Origin of the sequence: Streptomyces sp. SA15 (genome assembly GCF_002291145.1) — a bacterium.
In the GTDB taxonomy this organism is placed as follows: domain Bacteria; phylum Actinomycetota; class Actinomycetes; order Streptomycetales; family Streptomycetaceae; genus Streptomyces.
In genome coordinates this window covers 96,034-114,065 of the sequence record NZ_NTGE01000195.1, presented here as the reverse complement: position 1 = coordinate 114,065, position 18,032 = coordinate 96,034, and the positions used below count along the sequence as shown (strand labels likewise).

The following is an 18,032-nucleotide window of genomic DNA, read 5'->3' as shown; positions in this document are numbered from 1 at the left end:
GGGCGGCCCCGCGATCGGGTCCGCCCCACCCAAAGTAGTGCGACGTCAGTCCGTGCGCGCGAACACGGCGACAGTACGACCCGGAACGGCGAACGTGCCCGAAACCCGCTCGTAGGATGCCGACTTGACGATAGAGTCCGCCCCCGACGCCTGCACCGGGTGCAGCCGGTAGCCGGTCCCGGCGAGTGCGTCGACGCGCTGCTGCGCGGTCCTCGGCGTCGCGTTGAACACTACGACGAGATCACCGCGGTCACCGAGCTCCATGGTGATCACGCCGGGCGTCTCGTCCTTCCCGGACAGGGGGAAGGAGAGCGCCGACTGCACCTGGGCGGCCGTGTCGAGGGAGAACGCCTTCTCCGTCGTACGGATCCTCAGCAGATCCTGGTACGCGGCCGAGGTGCCCTCGATCTGCTCGCAGCCCACCTTGATGCCGCTCAACAAGGGCTTGGCGTACGGCCATTTGGACGCGTTGTCGGCCGCCATCGGCAGCCCGCGTCCGAAGCCGTTGCCGTCGGCGCAGTTCCAGTGGATCGCGTTGAACCAGTCGCCGCTGTCGTAGGAGTTGCGGTCCAGGGACTTGGAGCGCAGCAGGTCGGTGCCCGCCTGGGAGAGGGACGGGCCCTGCGAGAGGGTGGCGGTCGCCATGGCGAGGACCTGCATCCGGGCGCGGTCGGAGGCGCTCGTCGCAGACGGCAGCTTGAAGGCGAGCGCGTCGAACAGCGTCTCGTTGTCGTGCGCGTCGGCGTAGGCGAGGGCGTCGCCGGGGGCGTCCGCGTAGCCGGCGGGTGAGCCGTTGTAGTCGACGTCGGCGCCGGTGACCTCTTCGCCGCCCGTGTCGGTGAAGGTGAACGACTTCAGGTTGCCGGAGAGGCCGACCTTGATCAGGTCCTGGTAGTGCAGTAGACGGGCCTTTTGTTCCTCCGAAGCGCCGTTGCCCGTGGACGAGTTGGGGTCGGTGTACAGCCCGGACGCGAAGCCCTGGACGCCCGGGTCCTCATCGAAGGGGCCGCCGCCGCGCACGGCGTCACGGGCGCGGTCGGAGAAGGTCGCGATCCCTGTCCCCGCCATGTTCTTCTGCGTGGCCTGCACGAAGCGGGCGTCGTCGGCGACCTCGCCGAAGTTCCAGCCCTCCCCGTAGAGGATGATCTTCTTGCCGTCGACGCCGTCCTTTTCGAGGGTCAGCGCGTCCAGGGCCTCACGGACGGCGAGGATGTTGGCCTTCGGGTGGTGGCCCATGAGGTCGAAGCGGAACCCGTCGACCTTGTACTCCTTGGCCCACGTGACGATCGAGTCGACCACCAGCTTGCCCATCATGGAGTTCTCGGTCGCGTTGTTGGCGCAGCAAGTGCTGTCGGCCACCGAGCCGTCGGCGAGGAGCCGCTGGTAGTAGCCCGGGACGATCCGGTCGAGGACGCTCGTCTCCGCCTGGCCACTGGCCGCGGTGTGGTTGTAGACCACATCCATGACGACCCTCAGGCCGTCCTCGTTCAGCGCCTTGACCATCTCGCGGAACTCGACGGTACGGCCGGTGCCGTCCGGGTCGGTCGCGTACGAACCCTCGGGGACCGTGTAGTGGTACGGGTCGTAGCCCCAGTTGTAGGCGTCCTTCGCGGCGACCTTCCCGACGCACTCCTGCTGCTTCTCGGAGTCGGCCGGGTAGGAGGCCAGATCGCAGTCGACTCTCGCCTGGTCGGACCTCTTCTCGGGGATGGTGGCGATGTCGAAGGCGGGGAGGAGATGGACGTATGAGGTGCCCGACTTCGCCAGCTCACGGAGGTGCTTCGAGCCGTCGCTGTCCTTGTCGGTGAAGGCCAGGTAGGTGCCAGGGTGCTTCGCCGTCCTGTCCGCCACCGAGAAGTCCCGGATGTGCAGTTCCTGGATCTGGGCGTCCTTCAGCGGTACGGCCTTGGGCTTACGGAGGTTCGACCAGCCGCTGGGGGCAAGGGACTTGTCGTCGAGGTCGACGACGAGGCTGCGCTCGGAGTCGGCGGTGAGGGCGACCGAGTAGGGGTCGGTGACCTTGTTGGTGACGACCTTCCGGACGCTGGGCGCCCAGACCTTCACGACATACCGATAGGGCTTGTTCTTCCAGGACTTGGGGCCCGTGACGGACCAGACGCCGGTGGCGGCATCGCGCTTCATGGCCACGGTGGAGCCGTCGAGTTCCAGCTTCACGGAGTGGGCTGTGGGCGCCCAGACCGCCAGCGTGGGACGGCCGTTGTGGAATGTCGGCCCGAGCTCCGCCTTCGTCGCCCCGGGGTACAGATCGTCGAGTACGCCGGCGATCTGGACGCCCGTCGCCGCCAGCACGGCGCCGTTCGCGGCCCGCTGGGAGGCGACGATCTGGCCGGTGAGGGCCTCGCGCACCCGGTCGCGGTCGCGCGGATCGACGGACCAGGCGGTGTAGTCCTTCAGGTGCGGGAACTTCGTCTTCTGGCCGTCCGTGAGGGTGGTCCTCGTCAGCCGGAGCCAGCGCTGGTCGTCGCCGGTCAGCCCGCCGTCCTTCACCTCGATCGAGCCCTCGCGGGAGTACAGCAGCTGGGTGGATGCGGCCCCCTCGGAGCCGTTCCAGGCGACCGTGTTCCGGTCGATCCAGATCGCCTTGGAGGTGGTCAGGTCGAGCGCGGCGGCGGACCCGGCCGGCTGCGGGAGCAGGTACTTCTCCTGGCCGCTCACCAGCCACACCTCGTGACCGTTCGCCGTGAGGTCGAGCGACTGGTCGGTGGGCAGGTCCTTCTCGTCGCCCTTGTGGACGATGTAGCTGAGGCTGCCGGCACCGCTGGTGAGCGGTACCTCGAAGACTGCGCCATAGGTATCAGTCTTCACCGGCTTCAGGGGGTTCGACCACTCGGTGGGGTTCGCGGCGCCCGTCCAGACGTGCAGGCCCCAGCCGTCGTAGTTCCCGTCGCCGCGGTGGTAGTGCAGGACGGCCTTGGTCCTGTCCTGGGCGGGGTAGTCCGGGCGCTTCGTCCGTACGTCCGGCTTCCCCTGCTCGATCCACACCTCGCCGGTCTCGGTGACGTCGATCGTGCGGTCGGCGGAGACGTCCTTGTTGCCGTCCTTGTCGATGACGAGGAAGCCGACGTTCGAGGCGCCGGGCTTCAGCTTGACGTAGGCGAAGGCGCCGTACGCGTCCCGGCCGATGAAGGGGTGGCTGTCGGGCCAGTTCGTGGCCTCGCCGTCGGCGAGGTCGCCCCAGGCGTACAGGCCCCAGTCGGCGTAGTCGCCGTCGGTGCGCTTGTAGTGGACGATCGCGTAGTCGCGGGAGGAGGCGGTGGGCGGCTGCTCGGTGGGTGGGGTGCCGGTGGTGGAGGCCGCCAGGACGCTTGCCGTGCGGCCGGCCGAGTCGATCACGACCGCCTTGTAGCGCAGGGCCGTACCGGCCGGTACGTCCTCGGCGATGGTGTGGGTGACCTTGTACGGGGCGTGGTCGGCGGAGCCCAGGGTCCGCCACTTGCCGCCTCCGACCTGGGCGGCGAAGACGACGCGGTTGAGCTGTCCGCCGTCGACGTCGGCGCCGAGCTCCACGGTGCCGGTGGCGCCGGGGGCGGGGGCCTTGAGGGTGATCGTCGGCTTGGTGGCGGGCTTGGCGGGCTTGCCGGCCGCCTTGAGGACGATGGCCGAGCCGGGCGGGACGGTGAGGATGATCTTCTTGTTGGCGTCGGACGTGGTCGTCCGGTCGGTGCCGTAGATCCCGGTGTACGCCATCTGCCCCGAGCCCGTCGCGAACGTCGCGGTCTTCGCCTCGCCGGCGTTGTTGAAGGCGACGACGTACTCGGTGCCGGACTTGGCGTCGGTGCGCGAGAAGGCGTAGACGCCGGCGCCGTCCGCCGCGTACCGCTCGGTCTGGACTCCGTCGGTCAGCGCCGGGTTGGCCTTCCGCAGCTTCGAGAGAGCACTGATCTGCCGGTAGAGCGGTGCACTCGGGTCGTACGCGTCGCTCGCGTGCGTGCGGTCGGTGCCGATCTCGTCGTCGTCGAGGTAGTCGGCCGTACGGGAGGCGAACAGGGGCTGGCGGGCGTCCTTGTCGCCGCCGGAGCCGGTGAAGCCCTGTTCGTCGCCGTAGTAGACGACGGGGTTGCCGCGGCTGAGGAACATCAGCTCGTTGGCGAGTTCGTCCTTGGCGAGGATTTCCGCGTCCGTGGCCTTGGGGTTGTCCTGGTTCAGGAAGTACCCGATGCGGCCCATGTCGTGGTTGCCGAGGAAGGTGACCTGCTCGTACGCGTTGGCCTTGTCGGTCGTGTACTTGTAGTCGTCACCGAAGACGGAAGCCAGCTTCCTCGCGCTGCCGCCCTGGGAGGCGTACTGCCGGGCCGCCTCCTGGAAGGGGAAGTCGAGCGTGGCGTCGAGGCGGCCCTGGGTGACGTACGGCGAAGTGACCGCGGTGTCGGCGGAGTACACCTCGCCGAACATGAAGAAGTCGTCGCGGCCCCGCTTGGCCGCGTAGGCGTCCAGCGCAGTCGCCCACTGGCTCCAGAACTCCATGTTGACGTGCTTCACGGTGTCGATCCGGAAGCCGTCGATGCCGAAGTCCCTGACCCACCGCTGGTAGATCTTCTCCATGCCCTCGACGACCTCGGGACGCTCGGTCCACAGGTCGTCCAGGCCGGAGAAGTCGCCGTACGTGGTCGACTCGCCGGCGTAGGTCGAGTCGCCGCGGTTGTGGTACATCGTCGGGTCGTTGAGCCAGGACGGGACCTTGGTGCGCTCCGTGACCTTCGGCGTGCGCGGGAAGGAGTCGGCGTCCACGGCGGGAAAGCTCTCCGCACCGTCCGCGTAGTCCGCGTCATCGAAGGGCTCGCCGTCCTTCGTCAGGTACGGGAAGGCGCCCTCGGAGAGGTAGTCGTAGGACTTCTCCTCGTAGTCGACGACGTCGGCGGTGTGGTTGGTGATGACGTCGAAGAAGACCTTCATGCCCTTGGCATGGGCCTTGTCGATGAGGGTCTCCAGGTCCTTGTTGGTGCCGAAGTGCGGGTCGACCTGGGTGAAGTCGGTGATCCAGTAGCCGTGGTAGCCGGCGGAGGCGTTCGCGCCGGTTCCCTGCACAGGCCGGTTCTTGAAGATCGGGGCCATCCAGAGGGCGGTGGTGCCCAGGCCCTTGATGTAGTCGAGCCGCTTGGTCAGGCCCTTGAGGTCGCCGCCCTGGTAGAAGCCCTTGTCGGTGGGGTCGTAGCCGGTGGCGAGGCGCGAACCGGTCAGCCCGCCCTTGTCATTGCTCGGGTCGCCGTTGGCAAAACGGTCCGGCAGGACGAAGTAGAACTGCTCGCGGGTGGCATCGTGCCGGGCGGGCTCGGCGGCGAGCCTCGCGTCGGACGGGGGCGGAGGCGGGGTGTCCGCCCGCGCCGCGAGGGGCTGGACGAGCGCTGCGGCCAGCGCGGTCACGGTGACCGCAGCGACCCGTCCGGCGTGGGTGGTTCGGCGCCTCGACGGCGTCGGCCATCTCGGTATCACAGATGGACTCCTTGCGATAACGGCTCTTGTGGGTCCGACCCCGCGCGAAACGTATCGCCGCCGAAAGGCTTACAGCAAGAGTCTTGAAACTCGCGGCAAGAAATTTCAACTACCCCAGGCGGTACATCACCTGTGGCTGCCCCCACTCGACGAACCGCTCGACGCACGTGGCTCCCAGGGCCTCCAGCAGCCGACGCGATCGTAGATTGGCCTCCTGCGTCACGGCCACGATGTCCGCGCCCGGCACGCTGAGCGGGACCCACTCGACGGCAGCCGCCACCGCCTCGCGCGCATAACCGCTCCCCCAGTGTTCAGGCAGCAGTTGGTAGGAGATCTCGGTGCGTCCGCTGCGTGCCCCCGGCTCCACCATCACCGAGCCGACGACAACCGCGTCCTCTCCACGGACCACACTCAACAGCCCCGGCACCCCCACACACCGCTCTGCGCGGACGCGGACCACCTCCGCCGGAACCGGACCGCCGAGGTGACGGCGTACCTCGGCGTCGGTCCACAGGCGTGCGTGCGCCGGGACGTCTTCCGGTTCGACGGGCCGCAGTACCAGCCGTTTCGTGGCGAGGGACACGGGCCACTGGGCGAAGGCGGTGACGGCGGGCATATCGGTGATCATGTCAGAGGACGCCCCGGCGTTGGGGGTTCAGCGAGGGGATGGTTCAGCAGTTGGAGTTGGTCTGCGTCAGCAGGCCCAGCCGCCAGGGGAGGGTGTTGTAGGGGCCACTGGCCGAGGGGTTCATGCCCTGGTACAGGTACTGCAGGCGGCACGGGTTGATGGTGAGGGTCTCGTCGCTGGTGTGGCGGACCATCTCGCCGTGGCTGATGTCCCGGGTCCAGGGCGTGCCGCTGAAGGTGACGTTGTTGGCCCGCGCGAAGGGGTTGGACTCGGTGTCGGCGAGCGGGGTCCAGGTGCCGGTGATGCTGTTCGACGTCCAGGACCTGAAGTACCGCTTGCCGTCGCTGCCGATCGCCTCGTTGAGCAGCAGGTAGGTGTTCGAGTCCTTGAGCTTGTAGACGTTGGCGGCCTCCCACAGGCGGTACTTGTTGGAGTCCGACATCACCATGACCGTGTTGGTGAAGCCGTTGGGGAAGTTCGCCCGGGTGGTCTGCGAGCGATAGAGGTGCCCGTTGTCGTCGGAGGAGAACAGATAGCAGTTCACGCTGTCGCAGACGTTCCAGAAGTCGACCCAGTAGCCGCTGCCGATGTTGTCCCTGATGATCTGCGGCATGCCGTTCGCGTAGAACTTCTTCGGGGCGGTCCACGACTTGGGGTTGGCGATGTCCGCGGTGGTCGAGTACGCCGCGTTGTCCCCGGTCTGGTACACGAGGTACCACAGCTTCTGGGGCGCGAAGTAGAACACCTGCGGCGCCGCCTTGTACCCGGCGCCGATCGGGGTCTGGTCCAGATAGTGGTGCTGTGCGGCGCCGGCCTGCTGCCAACTGGTGAAGTTCAGATACACCATGCTGTACGCGCCGGTGCTGCTCGCGGTGCTGGCGAACACGTGCCACCGGCCGTTGTGGTACACGACCGACGGGTCCTTGATCGCGCTGAGGTTGTGGCTCGCGTCCGACTTCGGGGAGATCAGCACGTTGCTGGACTGCCACGTGAAGCTGCTCGGTAAGGCCTCCGCCTTCTCGGGGGACGCGGACGACGGCGACACCAGGGCGCCGATCAGCAGGCCGAGCCCGCCGAGTAAGACGCCCAGACGACTTCTCACGCGCATCGCGACTCCTATCGCTTGATGGTGTAGGTGACCAGGGACCGGGCCGGAACCGTGGCGCTCAGGGAGCCCCCGGTGACCGGCACGGCGGACTGCCTCGCGGTGCTGTTGGAGCCGTTGGTCAGATACGGCGTCGCCGTCCCGGTGGTGAACCCGATATTCCGCAGGCTGTACGAGACCTGCGTGGCGCTGGTGGCCGCGTTGAGTGCCACGACCGTCACCGATCCGTCGGTGTTGCGGAACGCCGACAGCTTGAGGCCGGCGTCGGGAGTGGTGGCGCCGATGCGGGTGGCGCCGGGCCGGACGAAGCGGCTGTAGTTGGCGATCGCCCACAGCCGCTTGGAGACCCGGTAGTTGTCGCCGTCGAGCTGGATCATGCCGCGGGTGGCGCCGACCGAGGCGCCGTACCAGTAGATGTAGCCGTTGGTGTTGCCCTTGGTGAGGGCGTCGTGGACGGCGGAGGCGACGGTGAAGCCGTCGTAGCCGCTGCCGTCGTCCCAGGCCTCGTTCCAGGTGGTGCCGTTGGGCGACCACTCCGACATCCAGGTCCGCTTCTGGGTCGGCAGGGGTCCGTCGACGGGGCTGGCGTAGGTGTGGCCGGCATGGGTCGCGACCAGACCCCGCGCCGTCGCGTCGGCCTCGATCGCGCTGGTGTAGTTCTTCTGCTGGTTCCAGCCGAAGGAGTCGCAGCAGACGACCTTGTGTCCGGCCGCGTTCGCGATCGGGCCGAACACCTTGGTGAACTCGACCGCCTGGGCGGGCGTGAGTCGCATGGAGTCGTAGGTGGCGGTGTAGTCGGGCTCGTTGGTGAAGCCGAGGTCGGTGATCCGGATGCCCTCCTGGCCGTAGAACTTGGCCCACTGCACCAGGTAGTCGGCGTACGCCTTGCGCCAGTCGCCACTCGCGCAGGTCGCGCCCGCGAGGCCGCACAGGGTCCCGCCGTTGGCGTCCGTTCCGTTGGTCTTCATGTAACCGGGGGCGGTCCACGCGTCGCCGTAGAAGCGGTTCACCCCGTAGGCCTTGGCCTGCTGGGCCAGCCACACCTGGCCCTTGTCCTGGCGGTCCCAGACGTACTTGGGGGTGGCGTTCGGCCCGCCGGGGTCGGTCGGCTGGATGCCCGAGTCGATGCCGAGGCGCAGGATGCTGAGTCCGGCGCCGGTGGACCGGTTGAGCAGCAGGTCCAGTACCTCGCGCTGCTTCGGTGCGGACAGGCCCTGCGAACCGCGCATGATGTCGGCCCGGCCGAAGTGCTCGGAGAAGCCGAAACCGTCGATCGGCTGGAGGGTGGTCGATCCGTTGATGGTCGCGGTGGTGGCCGCTCTGGCCTCCGGCCTGGTCGCCGCGGTGACACCGGCGACCGTCAGTAAGACCGCCAGGGACGTCACCGTCCACTTTCTGAGTCTGCGCATCATGATCCGCCCATTCATGCCCCAAATCGTGGGAGCGCTCCCATATTCTGCGGAAGGTAGGGCGGGGTTCCTGAACCGTCAACCCCTCGCGTACCGCACATTGCCAGTCGCAACAACGCGCGGTCACGCGGAGGGGCGGGAGCGGCTCAGCAGCTCGACTTGCCGGCGTGGATCGCGAGGGCCGTGTTCGAGCTCAAGGTGGCCGTGAACTGCCCACTGGAGTTCACCGTCACGGTCGTGTTGTTCTGCAGGTTGCAGTACGTCCCCGCAGGCAGCGACGTCTGGTACGTACGGCTCAGCGAGCCCGACTCGTGGTTGATGGCCACGAACCCCTTACTGCTCCGCCCGAACGCGATCGCGTCGCCCCCGTTGTCCCACCAGTCGGTGACGGCCTCACCGCGCGTGGCATTACGGAAGGCGACCATGGACTTGATCTCGGGCCAGTTGTGCTGGCACTTCCAGCCGTCCTGCCAACAGGCGTTGACCTGGCCGCCGTTCGGCGGACCCGCGTCTGTGTCAGAGAACTCGTAGCCGGAGTTGATGTCCGGAGCGCCGTAGGGCCAGGCCAGCATGAAGACGTTGGCCAGCGTGTAATTGGCGCCGTCCTTGTAGTTCAGCGTGGAGCCGTTGCGCTCGGTGTCGTGGTTGTCGACGAAGACGCCCGACACGGAGCTGTTCATGTAGCCCCAGCCCTCACCGTAGTTCTTCAGGTAGGCGAGGTTCTCGTTGTTGAAGACACGCTTGAGGTCGTAGGCGTAGCGGAACTCCTGGACGTCACCGTTGCCCGTGTACTCCGTGGGCTGGACGGCCTCACCGCTGCCGTAGATGACCTCCTGCTTCCAGTACACGGAGGGATTCGTGAGCCGTGACTTGATGTTGGCGAGATCAGCGGTGTCCATGTGCTTGGCCGCGTCGATGCGGAAGCCGTCGACACCGAGGGAGAGGAGCTCGTTCATGTAGCCGGCGATGGCACCGCGGACGTACGACTCGCCGGTGTCCAGGTCGGCGAGGCCCACCAGTTCGCAGTGCTGGACGTTCCAGCGGTCCTGGTAGTTGCTGATCCGGCTCGTGCAGTCGTCGAAGTCGTACGACGAGTACAGGCCCGGGTAGGCGTACTTCGTGTACGACGAGCCGCCGGTTCCGGTGCCGTTGCCCGCCGACATGTGATTGACGACCGTGTCGACGACGACCTTCACACCGGCCGCGTGGCAGGTGTTCACCATGTTCTGGAAGGCCGTGCGGTCGCCGAGCCGACCCGCGATCTTGTAGCTCACGGGCTGGTACGACGTCCACCACTGCGCGCCCTGTATGTGCTCGGCGGGCGGGGAGACCTGGACGTATCCGTAACCGGCGGGGCCGAGGGTGTTGGTGCACTCCCTCGCCACCGAGGCGAAGTTCCACTCGAAGAGGACGGCTGTGACGTCCTTTGTGCCGGGCGGGGAGGCGTGCGCGACGGTCGGGGTCATGACAAGAGCGGCCGTGAGAGTGAGGGCCCCGGAGAGGGTTCTGCGTGCCATGTGTGGGGTTCCTTCGTCTTTGAAGGTTCTTGCTGAAGGTTTCCGCAAACTTGCGGTGACGCAGATGTTAAAGGCCCGCCACCTGAAAAGGCAGCGGGCCGTATGAAGTTGAATGAAAAAACTTGCGAGGGGCCGTCAGGCCGTCGTCCACCACACCGTCGTGTCCGCCGGCACCTTCACCTCGCCGTCCGCCTCGGTCACCTCACCGCTGGCGAGGAGCAGACGGCCGTATGTCGGAGTCGTCACCGACTCGCCGCCGGTGTTCGCGACGCACACGAACTCCCCGCGGCGGAAGGCGAGGACGCCCTCGGGTGCCTTCAGCCATTCCACCGCGTCGCCCGCACCCAGGTCGGGCTGTTCGCGGCGGATGGTGAGCGCGGTGCGGTACAGCTCCAGGGTCGAGCCGGGGACGCCGGTCTGGGCCTCGACGCTCAGCTCGCCCCAGTCCTCCGGCTGCGGCAGCCAGCTGCCTGAGCTGCCGAAGCCGTACGACGATCCCGTGCGCGTCCACGGGATCGGCACCCGGCAGCCGTCGCGGAAGCCGTCCTGGCCCGCGCCCCGGAAGTAGGCCGGGTCCTGGCGCACCTCGTCCGGCAGGTCGACGACGTCCGGGAGGCCGAGTTCCTCGCCCTGGTAGACGTACGCCGATCCGGGCAGTGCCAGCATCAGAAGGGTGGCGGCTCTGGCTCGCCGCAGGCCCAGCTCGCGGTCGCCGGCCAGGCGGATCTGGGTGCCGAGGCCGGGCGGATTGGCGAAGCGGGTGGCGTGCCGGGTGACGTCGTGGTTGGATAGGACCCAGGTGGCGGGGGCGCCGACGGGGCGCATGGCCTCCAGGGTGCGGTCGATGACCTCGCGCATCTCCTCGGCGTCCCAATAGGTGCTGAGGTACTGGAAGTTGAACGCCTGGTGCAGCTCGTCGGGGCGCACGTAGTTCGCGGTGCGCTCGATCGTCGGGGTCCATGCCTCGGCGACGAAGATGCGCTCACCCGCGTACTCGTCGAGGATGCGGCGCCACTGCCGGTAGATCTCGTGCACGCCGTCCTGGTCGAAGAACGGCATGACATCGTTGCCCAGCAGTTTCACCTGGTCGTGGGCTCCGAGGTCCGGCAGCCCCTCCGCCTTCACCAGGCCGTGGGCGACGTCGATGCGGAAGCCGTCGACGCCCATGTCCAGCCAGAAGCGGAGAATCGAGCGGAACTCGTCTCCCACGGCCGGGTGCTCCCAGTTGAAGTCCGGCTGCTCGGGGGCGAAGAGGTGCAGGTACCACTCGCCGGGCGTGCCGTCCGGCTCGGTGACCCGCGTCCAGGCCGGGCCGCCGAAGATGGACTCCCAGTCGTTGGGCGGGAGTTCGCCGTTCCTGCCCTTGCCGGGGCGGAAGTAGTAGCGGTCCCGCAGCGGGGAGCCGGGGCCCTCCGCGACCGCACGCTTGAACCACTCGTGCTGGTCGGAGGAGTGGTTGGGGACCAGGTCGACGATGATCCTCAGGCCCAGCTCATGGGCGTCGCGGATGAGGGCGTCGGCGTCGAGCAGGTTGCCGAACATGGGGTCCACGGCCCGGTAGTCGGCGACGTCGTAGCCGGCGTCGGCCTGCGGCGAGGCGTAGAAGGGGCTGAGCCACACGGCGTCCACGCCGAGGTCGCGCAGGTACGGGAGGCGGGTACGGATGCCTTCCAGGTCTCCCATGCCGTCGCTGTCGCTGTCGGCGAAGCTGCGCGGATAGACCTGGTAGATCACCGCGTCCCGCCACCAGTCGCGGCGCTTGGCGACGGTGGCGATGGCGGAGCTCGGGGCCGAGTCGGCGGAGTGCTGCTGGCTCATGGCGTCCTTGGTACGTAAGGGGGTTCGGGTCACGGATGAATTGTGCGGCTTACAGGTTTTCGGCGGTTTACGGAAGTCTCGGGGTTCGTCGGCGCACGGATGTGAGGCGGCCGCGGTGACAGCGGGGTCGGATGGACACCGCGGCCGCCACCCGCGCGGCAAGCCGCACGGGAGTTCTGCGGTGAAGGGCCAAGCGGGTCGCCGGCGGTTCGGCAGCGCCCCAAGGGGGTGCGGGGCTGTATCGACACGCGGCTCCGCCGCGCGGGCGCGACCAGCCACGACGAAGCCGCGGACGATCGACTGCCGGCACATCGCGGCCCTCCCGGCGGAGCGTCAGCCCTTCGTGCCACCCGCCGTGAGTCCGGTCACCAGGTTCTTCTGCACGAAGTAGAAGAACGCGGAGACGGGTATCGCGACCAGCACCGCGGTGGCGGCCATGAGGTTGCGCTGGGCGTCGTGCTCGCTGACGAAGGTCTGCAGGCCGACGGCGAAGGTGTACTTCGTGTCGGACAGCATGAACGTCGACGCGAAGGCGACCTCGCCGAAGGCCGTGAGGAAGCTGTAGAAGGCGGCGACTGCCAGACCCGGCTTGGCGAGCGGCAGGATCAGCCGCGCGAACGTGCCGAAGGGGGTCAGCCCGTCGACGCGTCCGGCCTCGTCGATCTCGAACGGGATGGTGTCGAAGTAGCCCTTCATCAGCCATGCGCAGTACGGAACGGTGGTCGTGCAGTACACGAGGATGAGGCCGAGGTAGCTGTCGATGAGCTGAAGCTCCGACAAGATCTGGTACATCGGCACCATCAGTACGGCTACCGGGAACATCTGGGTGACCAGGAGTATCCACATGAACTTCTTGTAGCCGGGGAAGCGCATGCGCGAGACCGCGTAGCCGGTCGTGGCGGAGATGATCACACCGATGGCCGTGGTGCCGAGGGTGACGATCAGCGTGGTCTGCAGCCAGTCGAAGAACTTCGTCTCCTGCAGGACGAACGTGTAGTTGTCGAACGTCATCTTGCCCCAGATGCGCCCGGGGTGCAGGTAGTCGTCCTTGTCCGGGCCGAGGGACAGGAAGACCAGCCAGGCGACCGGGAAGAGCGCGATGAGGCTCGCGAGGATCAGGATGCCGTGGGAGGCGAGGCGGGCCGTGGGGGTGCTCTCGCCGCGGCGGCGGACCTTGCGCGGCCCGGTGGCGGAGTCCCGCCCGGTCGTCTCGGCGGAGGTCTCGACAGTGGTCGTACTCATGGGAACTCCTGCCTCAGATCGCGAGCTGCTGGTCATTGCGGTTCAGCCAGCGGCGGTAGAAGGAGGTGAAGACGATCAGGATGGCCAGCAGCAGGATGCCGTAGGCCGCCGACTGCGCGAAGTCACGCGGCTGCTGTCCGAAGCCGAGGTAGTACGCCCAGGTGACAAGGATCTGGGCGTCCGGGGCGGTGTCGCCGAACAGCAGGAAGATGATCGCGAACTGGTTGAAGGTCCAGATGACGCCGAGGAGGACGACGGTGGAGCTGACGGACCTCAGGCCGGGCAGGGTGACGTACCGGAAGCGCTGCCAGGCGGTGGCGCCGTCCATCTCGGCGGCCTCGTACAGCGAGGAGTCGATCGACTGCAGGCCCCCGAGCAGCGAGAGCATCATGAACGGCACACCGCACCAGGTGTTGACCATGATCGCGGTGAACCGCTGCCAGAAGGTGTCCTCCAGCCACAGCGGTGTCGGCAGGTGGAGCGTCTCCAGGAAGGAGTTGATGATGCCGCCGTCGGCGAGCATGAACCGCCAGCCGAAGACGGTGACGAAGGTCGGTACGGCCCACGGCAGGATCAGGATCATCCGGTAGAAGGTGCGGCCGCGCAGCTTCTGGTTGAGCAGCAGGGCGAGGCCGAGGCCGATCGTGTAGTGCAGGGTGACGCAGAGCGCCGTCCAGACGACCGTCCAGATGAAGTGCGACCAGAAGCGGTCGTAGGCCGTCTCGCCCCACAGGATGTCGGCGTAGTTGTCGAGGCCGATGAACTTGTAGGTGGCCTCGATCTCGTTGACGCCGATCGTGCGGGCCGAGTTGAGGCTGTTGGCGTCGGTGAGCGTGAGGTAGAAGCCGTAGGCCAGGGGGTAGAGCACGAGGACGCCGAGGACGATCGCCACCGGGGCGATCATCGCGTAGGCGTACCAGTGTCTGTGGTAGCCGTGCTTGATGCGCCGGCCCAGCCCGGGCTTCGGGGCGAGGTCACCGCGGCGCTTGCCGGTCGCGCGGTCGATGGCGACTGTCATGGTTCGACAACCTTTTCGAAGGTCTGCGGATCAAGGGGTGGGCCGTGCGCAGGCCGGTGGCCGCCGGATCTCTCCCCCCATTTCATGGGAGATCCGACGGCCACTCGGGGTCACTTGGCGAAGTCCGGGACCAGCTTGGCGATCGCGGTCTCGGCCTTGCCCAGGCCCTCGTCCAGGGACTCCTTGCCGCCGGCGATCTGCGGCAGCTCGGTGTCCAGCGGGCCCCACAGGGAGCTGTACTCGGGCAGCGCCGGGCGCGGCTGGGCGGCGGGCAGGACGCCCTGGAAGCCGGCGATGCCCGGGTCGGCCTTGACCTCGGCGGTGTAGGCGTCGTCGCGGGTCGGCAGCGTGGAGTTCTTCAGGGCGATGGTCTCCTGGGACTTCGCCGAGGTCATGAAGTTGACGAACTTCAGCGCCGCCTTCTGGTGCGCGGAGTTGGAGCCCGCGTACACCGACAGGTTGTGGCCGCCGGTCGGGGCGCCCGCCTTGCCGGTGGAGCCGGCCGGGACGGTGGCGATGCCCAGGTTGTTCTTGTCCTTGAAGGCCGAGCCCTTGTAGAAGTTCGTGATCTCCCACGGGCCCTGGACGATCGAGGCGACCTTGCCGCTGACGAACGCCTCCTGGATGTGGGCGTAGGCGTCGGCGGTGGTGTCCGCCTTGTGCAGGCCCTTGCCGTCGAACAGGCTCAGCCAGGTGCCGTACGCCTTCTTGGCCTCCGGAGAGGTGACGGTGACCTTCTTGGCGGCGGCGTCGACGGTGTCGGTGCCCTCGCCGTAGAGGAACGTCTGCGCGTAGTAGGCCTGGGTGGAGCCCCAGTAGCCGTCGACGCCGGTCTTGTCCTTGATCGTGGCGGCGGCCTTCTTCAGGTCGTCCCAGGTCTTGGGGGCCTCGACGCCGGCCTTCTCGAACAGTTCCTTGTTGTAGACGAGGGCGAGGGTGTCCGTGGTGAAGGGGACGCCGTAGACCTTGTCCTCGTACTTGGCCTGCTCGATCAGGCTGGGCTGGAACTTGTCCTGCTCGGCGAGGGCCTCGGTGCCGTCCAGCGGCAGGAAGTAGCCCTTCTTGGCGAAGGCGGGGGTCCAGCCGACCTCGGAGCGCAGGATGTCCGGGGCGCCCTTGGAGCCGGCGGCGGTGTCGAACTTGTTCTGCGCCTGGTCGAAGGGGACATTGACGTACTTGACCTTGATGTCCTTGTTGGCGGCTTCGAAGTCCTTGATCAAGGCCTGGTACGTCGGCGCCTCGTTCGTGGCGTTGGAGGTGTCCCACCAGGTGAGGGTGACCGGACCGTCGGCCGAGTCGCCGCTGTCACTTCCGCCGCAGGCCGTCGCCGCGAGGGCGAGGGACGCCACCAGAGCGGTGGCCGCTATGCCACGCCGCATGAGTTCTCCTTGGTGAATTCGAGAGGGGGGACCCCGCCGAGCGACGTGAACGTAACAGCGATGTAAGCGTTGCGAAAGTCCTTGCAGCAAAAAGATGCAAGAGAGGTCTGAAGTTATTCGGGCGTGACCTGTTGGCGACCGTCGTGAGACGCTTCTTTACAGCCGTAGAGCGGTAGGGGATGGTCTGTGCAAGACTCTGCAAGCTCTTGCCGCCACTTTCATGAGGGAGCGCGATGAGCCCACGCCGCCGGATCGGTGCGCAAGGCAACACCTGGCCGGTACAGTCCCACCCTGTGACCACACGGCTTGCCGACATCGCCGCTCAGGCGGGGGTGAGCGAAGCGACCGTCAGCCGCGTCCTCAACGGCAAGCCGGGCGTCGCCGCCACCACCCGCCAGTCCGTGCTGGCCGCCCTCGACGTGCTGGGCTACGAGCGACCGGTGCGTCTGCGGCAGCGCAGCGAGGGTCTGGTCGGCCTGATCACCCCGGAGCTGGAGAACCCGATATTCCCCGCGCTGGCCCAGGTCATCGGCCAGGCGCTGACCAGGCAGGGCTACACGCCCGTCCTGGCCACCCAGACCCCGGGCGGCTCCACGGAGGACGAGCTCACCGAGATGCTCGTCGACCGGGGCGTGGCCGGCATCATCTTCGTCTCCGGTCTGCACGCGGACACCTCGGCCGACATGCAGCGCTACGAGCAGCTGCGCGCGCAGGGCGTGCCGTTCGTGCTCGTGGACGGTTTCTCGCCGAAGGTGCAGGCGCCGTTCATCTCCCCCGACGACCGGGCGGCGATGACGCTGGCGGTCACGCATCTGGTGTCGCTGGGGCACACGAGGATCGGGCTGGCGCTGGGGCCCAAGCGGTTCGTGCCCGTGCAGCGCAAGATCGAGGGCTTCGTGCGCACCATGCAGGACCAGCTGGGCCTGAGCCCGGACGCCATCGAGTCGGAGCTCGTCCAGCACTCCCTCTACACCCTGGAGGGCGGCCAGGCGGCGGCCACCGCGCTGATCGACCGTTCCTGTACGGCGGTGGTGTGCGCCAGCGACATGATGGCGCTGGGCGCGATACGGGCGGCCCGGCAGCGGGGTCTTCAGGTCCCGAAGGACATCTCGGTGGTGGGCTTCGACGACTCCCCCTTGATCGCCTTCACCGACCCGCCGCTGACGACGATCCGCAAGCCGGTCCCGGCGATGGGCCAGGCGGCGGTCCGCACGCTGCTGGAGGAGATCGGCGGGACGCCCGCGCCGCACAGCGAGTTCGTGTTCATGCCGGAGCTGGTGGTACGCGGTTCCACGGCTTCGGCGCCCGGGGACCGGGGTCGCCATCAGGACACGGGACGCTGACGCAAGACTGGGGCGGTCGAAAGCCTTGGGGCGATCAAGCTGACGTAACCCTTAGGGCGACCAAGTCGTCCTCAAGGCGGAGAATTCGCTCTTTCCGCAGTGCGCTGGTAGTAGGGTGCGGGGGTCTTCCGGGCGTAGACGCGCGGCCCGGACCCGACCAGGGGATGATCTGCCGGGAAGGGCCTTTCTGGCAGACTCTGTGCCTATGGGTGAGACGACCGTGACGCCGCAGGAAGGCCGCGAAGAGGCCGTTCCGCATCCCGTCATGGCCGAGGCGGGACACAAGACGGGGCAGACGCGGCAGGGGGTCGTGCAGCGGCTGCGCACCCCGCGTCGCCCTCGTCTGTGGTTCGAGATCCTGCTGATCGCGGTGAGTTACTGGACGTACTCACTGATCCGCAACGCGGTCCCGGAGCAGAAGTCCGAGGCACTGCGCAACGCCGACTGGATCTGGAAGGCCGAGCACCAACTCGGCATCGCCGTCGAGGAGTCGGTCAACCATGCCGTGAACTCGGTGACCTGGCTCATCGTGGGCATGAACTACTACTACGCGACACTGCACTTCGTGGTCACGCTGGGTGTGCTCGTGTGGCTCTACCGCAGCCATCCCGGCCGCTACGCGGCGACCCGCATGGTGTTGTTCGCGACGACGGGCGTCGCCCTTGTCGGTTACTACCTGTATCCGCTGGCGCCGCCCCGCCTGATGAACGGCGGCGACTTCATCGACACGGTCATGGTCCACCAGACGTGGGGTTCGATGGCCTCCGGCGACCTGAAGAACATGTCGAACCAGTACGCCGCGATGCCGTCGATGCACATCGGCTGGTCCATGTGGTGCGGGCTGACGATCTTCGCGTTGGCGTCGGTGCCGTGGGTGCGGGTGCTGGGTCTGCTCTACCCGACCGCCACGCTGGTGGTGATCGTCGCCACCGCCAACCACTTCTGGCTGGACGCGGTGGGCGGCATCGCGTGCCTCGCCTTCGGCTTCACGGTGGCGTGGGTCTGGTACGGCACCCTGCCGTATGCGCTGCCGCGCCTGGTGGCGGTCCGGGGGGCAGGCGGGGCGCTGCTGCCCTCGCCGTCTCGGGCGGGGTGAGCGAGGGCGGCTGAGCCGGGGGCACT

At 67.7% G+C, this 18,032-nt stretch carries 10 protein-coding genes and 1 pseudogene; 2 read left to right on the top strand and 9 right to left on the bottom strand.

Translation table 11 applies throughout. The annotated features are described in order from the left end of the window. Positions 1-45: 45 nt before the first annotated feature. The 9 genes and pseudogenes from pulA to CLM62_RS41620 all read right to left on the bottom strand — a co-directional run bounded on the left by pulA (position 46) and on the right by CLM62_RS41620 (position 15,567). Positions 46-5,451 (bottom strand): pullulanase-type alpha-1,6-glucosidase, encoded by a 5,406-nt coding sequence (pulA, locus tag CLM62_RS41660; RefSeq protein WP_095755078.1) that lies wholly within the window; start codon positions 5,449-5,451, stop codon positions 46-48. Between the two features lie 109 nt (positions 5,452-5,560). Then, complete coding sequence (locus CLM62_RS41655; protein ID WP_257004398.1) at positions 5,561-6,067, bottom strand: GNAT family N-acetyltransferase; 507 nt, start codon at positions 6,065-6,067, stop codon at positions 5,561-5,563. A gap of 55 nt (positions 6,068-6,122) precedes the next feature. Beyond that, positions 6,123-7,094: pseudogene (locus CLM62_RS41650) on the bottom strand (non-reducing end alpha-L-arabinofuranosidase family hydrolase); the annotation flags it as partial. Positions 7,095-7,195: 101 nt separating this feature from the next. Continuing rightward, a complete protein-coding gene (locus CLM62_RS41645) occupies positions 7,196-8,611 on the bottom strand; it encodes a glycoside hydrolase family 30 beta sandwich domain-containing protein (RefSeq protein ID WP_257004396.1) in 1,416 nt (471 codons plus the stop codon). A gap of 128 nt (positions 8,612-8,739) precedes the next feature. Further along, positions 8,740-10,110, bottom strand: coding sequence for an alpha-amylase family protein (locus CLM62_RS41640; protein ID WP_095755074.1), 1,371 nt, complete (start codon positions 10,108-10,110; stop codon positions 8,740-8,742). Positions 10,111-10,245: 135 nt separating this feature from the next. Beyond that, entirely contained in the window at positions 10,246-11,928 is a 1,683-nt protein-coding gene (locus CLM62_RS41635; protein WP_095755073.1) for a glycoside hydrolase family 13 protein, read from the bottom strand. A gap of 333 nt (positions 11,929-12,261) precedes the next feature. Next, entirely contained in the window at positions 12,262-13,170 is a 909-nt protein-coding gene (locus tag CLM62_RS41630; protein ID WP_095755072.1) for a sugar ABC transporter permease, read from the bottom strand. Positions 13,171-13,183: 13 nt separating this feature from the next. After that, a complete protein-coding gene (locus CLM62_RS41625) occupies positions 13,184-14,188 on the bottom strand; it encodes a carbohydrate ABC transporter permease (RefSeq protein ID WP_095755071.1) in 1,005 nt (334 codons plus the stop codon). 110 nt (positions 14,189-14,298) lie between these two features. Continuing rightward, positions 14,299-15,567, bottom strand: coding sequence for an extracellular solute-binding protein (locus tag CLM62_RS41620; RefSeq protein ID WP_095755070.1), 1,269 nt, complete (start codon positions 15,565-15,567; stop codon positions 14,299-14,301). A 293-nt stretch (positions 15,568-15,860) separates the two neighbouring features. Here CLM62_RS41620 and CLM62_RS41615 point away from each other — a divergent pair, with 293 nt between their 5' ends. Together CLM62_RS41615 and CLM62_RS41610 are read left to right on the top strand one after the other, a co-directional pair. After that, positions 15,861-16,910, top strand: a complete 1,050-nt coding sequence (locus CLM62_RS41615; protein WP_306457973.1) for a LacI family DNA-binding transcriptional regulator — start codon at positions 15,861-15,863, stop codon at positions 16,908-16,910. A gap of 205 nt (positions 16,911-17,115) precedes the next feature. Next, the gene (locus tag CLM62_RS41610) at positions 17,116-18,006 is read left to right on the top strand and encodes a phosphatase PAP2 family protein (RefSeq protein ID WP_095755068.1); all 891 of its coding nucleotides are present in this window, start codon (positions 17,116-17,118) and stop codon (positions 18,004-18,006) included. Positions 18,007-18,032: the final 26 nt, after the last annotated feature.